General features: G+C 38.1%; 6 protein-coding genes. 3 read left to right on the top strand and 3 right to left on the bottom strand.

Going from position 1 to position 5,349, the window contains the following annotated elements; translation table 11 throughout:
• The first annotated feature begins 46 nt into the window (after positions 1-46).
• Positions 47-1,477 carry an exodeoxyribonuclease I gene (sbcB, locus tag QZ562_RS19255; RefSeq protein ID WP_293763882.1) on the top strand — a complete coding sequence of 477 codons (1,431 nt, stop codon included), beginning with the start codon at positions 47-49 and terminating at the stop codon, positions 1,475-1,477.
• Positions 1,478-1,646: 169 nt separating this feature from the next.
• Positions 1,647-3,299 carry a FapA family protein gene (locus QZ562_RS19250; RefSeq protein ID WP_293763879.1) on the top strand — a complete coding sequence of 551 codons (1,653 nt, stop codon included), beginning with the start codon at positions 1,647-1,649 and terminating at the stop codon, positions 3,297-3,299.
• Positions 3,300-3,314: 15 nt separating this feature from the next.
• Here the strand turns inward: QZ562_RS19250 and QZ562_RS19245 are convergent, their stop codons facing one another.
• Positions 3,315-4,184, bottom strand: a complete 870-nt coding sequence (locus QZ562_RS19245) for an NAD(P)-dependent oxidoreductase (RefSeq protein ID WP_293763875.1) — start codon at positions 4,182-4,184, stop codon at positions 3,315-3,317.
• A 111-nt stretch (positions 4,185-4,295) separates the two neighbouring features.
• Between QZ562_RS19245 and QZ562_RS19240 the strand changes: the two genes are divergently transcribed.
• On the top strand, positions 4,296-4,784 hold the full coding sequence (locus tag QZ562_RS19240) for a glutathione peroxidase (RefSeq protein WP_293763872.1): 489 nt from the start codon (positions 4,296-4,298) through the stop codon (positions 4,782-4,784).
• A 9-nt stretch (positions 4,785-4,793) separates the two neighbouring features.
• On the opposite strand, the gene QZ562_RS19235 is transcribed toward QZ562_RS19240, so the two are convergent.
• Both QZ562_RS19235 and QZ562_RS19230 read right to left on the bottom strand, forming a co-directional pair.
• Complete coding sequence (locus QZ562_RS19235) at positions 4,794-5,054, bottom strand: hypothetical protein (RefSeq protein ID WP_293763869.1); 261 nt, start codon at positions 5,052-5,054, stop codon at positions 4,794-4,796.
• Positions 5,055-5,157: 103 nt separating this feature from the next.
• Positions 5,158-5,349, bottom strand: a 192-nt coding sequence (locus QZ562_RS19230; protein WP_293763866.1) for a hypothetical protein, incomplete at its 5' end; no start/stop codon positions are given.

Raw genomic sequence — 5,349 nt, 5'->3', positions numbered from 1 at the left:
GGCTTAGTAATCATCCTCTCTCTCCATATGACCACATAGGATAGTTATGGATAAGCCATCAATCTACTGGCACGATTATGAAACGTGGGGGGCTAATCCACAAAAAGATTTTCCTTGTCAGTTTGCTGGTATCCGCACAGACATAGACTTGAACATAATAAGTGAACCTTTGATGATTTTTAGCCAAATTGCTAGTGATTGCCTGCCCGTTCCTCAAGCTTGTTTAGTCACAGGCATCACACCGCAACGATCATTAAAAGAAGGAATGCCCGAGCGAGACTTCATCGCCAAGATCCTTAAAGAGTTTTCAGAGCCCAATACATGTGTTGCTGGTTTTAATAACATACGTTTTGATGACGAAATTACGCGTTACACGTTATATCGAAACTTTTATGATCCTTACGCACGGGAGTGGCAACACGACAATAGCCGCTGGGATATTATTGACTTGGCAAGAGCGTGTTATGCCCTAAGACCTGAGGGCATAACTTGGCCTTTAAATGAGCAGGGGTTACCCAGTTTTAAGTTACAAGATTTGACCAAGGCCAACAACATTCAACATCATGGTGCACACGATGCAATGTCTGATGTGTACGCAACTATTGCTGTCGCGAAATTAATTAAAGAACGTCAACCCAAACTATTCGATTATCTGTTTACGTTGAGGAATAAAAGAAAAGTATTAGAACAAATTGACCATGAACAATTAACACCCTTAGTCCATATTTCGTCAAAAATTTCATCTTCACACGGATGCTGTACTTGGATTGTGCCTGTCGGCATGCATCCATCGAATAAAAATGCGGTGATTGTTCTTAACTTAGCGCTGGATCCTAGTCCTTTATTCACGCTGACAGTTGATGAAATAATAGAAAAGTTATACACACCTAACGCAATGTTAGAAGAAAACGAGCAACGTTTACCAATTAAATTATTACATATTAATAAATGTCCTGTAATAGCACCCGCCAAGACTCTAAGCGCTGAAAATGCTCTACGTTTGGGGGTTGACAGACAATTGTGTTTACAAAATTTACAGAAAATAAAAGCTAACTTACATTGCCTTGATAAATTGCAAGAGGTCTACGCTCAAAAAAAACAGCCTAATTCTGTTGACCCAGAACACGCTCTTTACTCAGGTGGATTTTTTTCGTCAAGCGATAAAGAGCTGATGAATCAGGTTGTCATGTCTAGTGCACAGGACCTGACAGAGCTTTCTCTTCCTTTTGAAGACGACCGTCTTAATGCGCTATTATTTAGATACCGTGCTCGTAATGTACCTCAGTCGTTATCAGCGTCTGAAATTGAACGATGGCAACGTTATCGACATTTTAAGTTTTTCGATGATACCTCACCTGCAAGTATTAAATTGCCTGCGTTTTTAGTACAGCTCGAACAATTAAGCATTGAATATGCACGTAACCCAGATAAGTTATCCATATTAAAGGCCCTCTACAATTTTGTGGAGAGCTTATAACAATACAATCATATTTTTTAACGCCTGAAATTCTATATTGTTTAAAGTATTAGTTGTATGCGGTGTTTAATGATTCATGTAACTTAACGGTGAGCCGATTAATAAATAAATATTCTGGCTTACTTAAAACCACATTTCTATATGTGATGACTTAATTAAAGGCGATATAATGCTTGGCATAAAATTAAAAGTTGATGACACAGATCAATACTTGGACATGACAATCAATCCTGGTCTTGCCAAAGATATTGAAGCTGCCGCGCTTCATCAATTTATTAAAAAAAGTACGTTTAAATATTTTTTCATTTTTGATGCAAGCATTATTGAAATTATTAACAATTATAAGTCTGCAATCAAAGATAATAAATCTGAAATAATTGAACTTCGTATTGGTGAGCGAAGGGACACCGAAATAAAATGTAGAATTACTGAGGACCATTTAACTGCTTATTTAACCATTACATCTGGATATGCAGGTAAGCCCGTCACAGTGACTTCATTGTTAAATGAGTTAGGTTTGGCAGGTATAAAACGTGGGATCAGTCAAAAACGTCTATCAAGCTTGGTTGAACGATGGACTCAGGGTGATTCAGGCGAAATTTTTGAAGAGCTCATATCAAAAGGCTTACCACCTAGGGCTGGAAAACCTTCTTATTTGAAACCTCTAGTACAAAATGCCCTAGATAGGATCCTACAGCCGCAAAAAGTTGGACTAACTCGTGTCGATATGCGTAATTTAGGCTCGATTATAAGTGTGCGACAGGGGGCAGAACTTTTACGAAGAATACCGCCTACTGCAGGCAGATATGGTTATACAGTTGAGGGTGATGTGATTGAAGCTAAACCAGGTGACTGGATTAAATTCAGTCCTGGTGATGGTGCGGTTGTTAGTGATAGTGATGAAAACTTGTTGATTTCAGATATATCTGGAATGCCAAAATTTAAAGACCAAAAGATGTGGGTTGATGATATTTTTAACTCCAAAGGTGTCAATGTAGGTAGTGGAAATATTGACTACGATGGATCCGTTTTAGTTAATGGTGACGTTACTGAAAAAATGGTTATTTTTGCTTCTGGTGATGTCACAGTAAATGGATATGTAGAATCTGCAACCATTCATGCTGGCGGAGATATCATTATTACTCAAGGTGCCATGGGCAAAGTGAATGAAAATGGCACTGAATATAGTACTAATTTAATCTCTAAAGGCAGCATTTATGTGCAACATGGTCAAGGTTTAGATATCAACTGCGTTGGTGATGTTAACGTTGGCAGACAATTAGCCTACAGCCGAATAAATTGCAAAGGTAAGGTTACTATTGGAAATATAGATAACCCTAATGGAAATATTTTTGCTTGTACCATCAAATGCCAAAATAAAATCATAGCAGGTACTCTAGGTGCCGTTTCTGGTAGTAATTTAAGTATCGATTTTAGTGACGGTTTTAATATTTTGTTAGAGCGTAAAGACACGCTAGATGAGCTTTTAAAGCAAGTGAAGCAAAACAACGATAGACATTCTGTTCGTATGACTATGATTAAAGGAAAACAAATTCCAAAAAATATGCAAGAGCGAGTGGACGAAGCCAACCAGTTGTTTCAAAATGAAATACAGTTGATGGAATGGCTCGAAAGTAAAGCGAAGGAAATGCATGACGCTAAAGAAGAGTACCAAACCAATATTCAACTTATCAGTAACAAAAGATTGTATCCGGGTGTTGTAGCTAAACTGAACAAACGCACTTGGCGAGCTGAAAGAGAGTACGACAAGACGAAAGTCAGTTTTCAAGATCATCAGTGGCACCTTGAGCCACTGATATAATTTTCTAAACTATATTTAATTTTTTAACCTGGTTAATAAACTAGATGTGTCCCATCGCCCTCCCCCCATTTTTTGAACATCAGCATAAAACTGGTCAATTAATGCGGTTAAGGGCAACGTAGTTCCATTTCTTTTTGCTTCATTTAAGGCGATATCTAAGTCTTTACGCATCCAATCAACAGCAAACCCAAAATCAAACTTACCTGCAAGCATTGTTTCAAATCGATTTTCCATTTGCCAGGATTGTGCTGCACCTTTTGAGATAACATCGATAACCGCATGGCAGTCTAAACCAGCATTTTCTCCAAAATTGATCGCTTCAGCTAGTCCTTGTACTGTTCCAGCAATACAAATTTGATTCATCATTTTAGCCAGTTGCCCACTTCCTACATCACCAAGTAACTGACTGAATTTTGCATAACAATTAATAACAGGCTCAACAGCATCATAGTGTGTTTGATGACCACCTAACATTACCGTTAACTGACCATTTTCAGCACCCGCTTGCCCACCAGATACTGGCGCATCTAAAAACCCAACACCTTTTTCGGTACATAACTTTTCCATTTCACGGGCTACTTGTGCTGAAGCAGTAGTATGATCAACAATTATATCTCCAGTATTTACGCCGGCCAATACCCCGTTTTCACCTAACATTACGGAACGTAGGTCATCATCATTACCAACACATAACAAAATAATATTAGCGTGCTGTGAAGCTAGTTTAGGGGTTAATGCAAATTTACCCCTAAACTCATTTACCCAAGCTTCAGCTTTTTGGGTGGTACGATTAAACACCGTAACGTCGAAGCCCACTTTTTTACAATGTCCAGCCATGGGGTACCCCATAACACCTAATCCAATAAACGCTATTTTTTGTACCAATTTACTTTCCTTTGTTAAGGCTTGCCCTAATTTAAAATTATTAACTTAAATAGTTGAAACACGGCTAGGTAATGACAATATATAATACTCGTATTTACAAAGAGAATATTTATGTCGGATACCATATATCAGTTTGATGCCATATTAAATAATGGCGAAAATATAAATTTTAAAGACTATCAAGGTAAAGTTTTGTTAATAGTTAACACTGCCAGTAAATGTGGGTTTACACCGCAATATGAAGGGTTGCAAAGCTTGTATAAACAATTTGAACCGCAAGGTTTAGAAGTCCTTGGTTTTCCATGTGACCAGTTTGGTCACCAAGAACCCGGTGCAGATGCCGAAATTCAAGAATTTTGTAGTCTAAACTTTAATGTCAATTTTCCATTATTTAAGAAGATTGAAGTGAATGGTTCAAACACTGCACCCGTATATCAATATTTAAAAGAAGCGGCGCCTGGCTTGATGGGCAGTAAAACGGTTAAATGGAACTTCACTAAATTTTTAGTCAATAAACAAGGCAAAGTAACTAAACGTTATGCGTCCACCACTAAACCTGCTGAGATGCTCCAAGATATTGAAAAACTATTGGCTGAGTAATACAACTCATCATTGATTATCTTTTTGAGCAATAATTAAAAAGTATTTGCCCAACCATAAATATGGTTCAACTGAACCATATTGTATTTCTAACTCCTTTAGTTGCTCATATTCGCTGGTTTGCTTTTCTGTTTCTTTCAAATAGTCATGAAAACAGCGTATTCCAGCTTGTTTCATGACCTTAACAGGCAAGGATTCAAATTGAGATAAGATAACCTTAGGTTTTTGTAGATTTTTAGAACTCAACTTGACAACATTTTTATTCGTCATGCCTTGCTCAAGAGTATAGGCAAAACAAACGCACTATTCGTAGCCATCCTACCCTGACCGTCCGGAGTACGGCAATGCCGCATAGCTGCGAGGCCGCCGCCTTCTATAAATATGCTAATTGCCCGTATTTATAATACTCATTGTTAGCGTGACTTTCCCTGCTCGCATGATCCTCCCGTGCCAAGGGCACGCTTTCTTTTGCTGTATAGGAACTGGACGACACTAACACCAGAATGACCCTCTCGTCCATTTTTGAAATTCTTTCTACTCTGTCGCTGTTCAGCCGAGTCTGCTT

The organism is uncultured Paraglaciecola sp. (assembly GCF_913058035.1).
Taxonomy (GTDB): domain Bacteria; phylum Pseudomonadota; class Gammaproteobacteria; order Enterobacterales; family Alteromonadaceae; genus Paraglaciecola.
The sequence above is the reverse complement of the archived record's forward strand: the minus strand, read 5'-3'. Positions and strand labels throughout refer to the sequence as shown.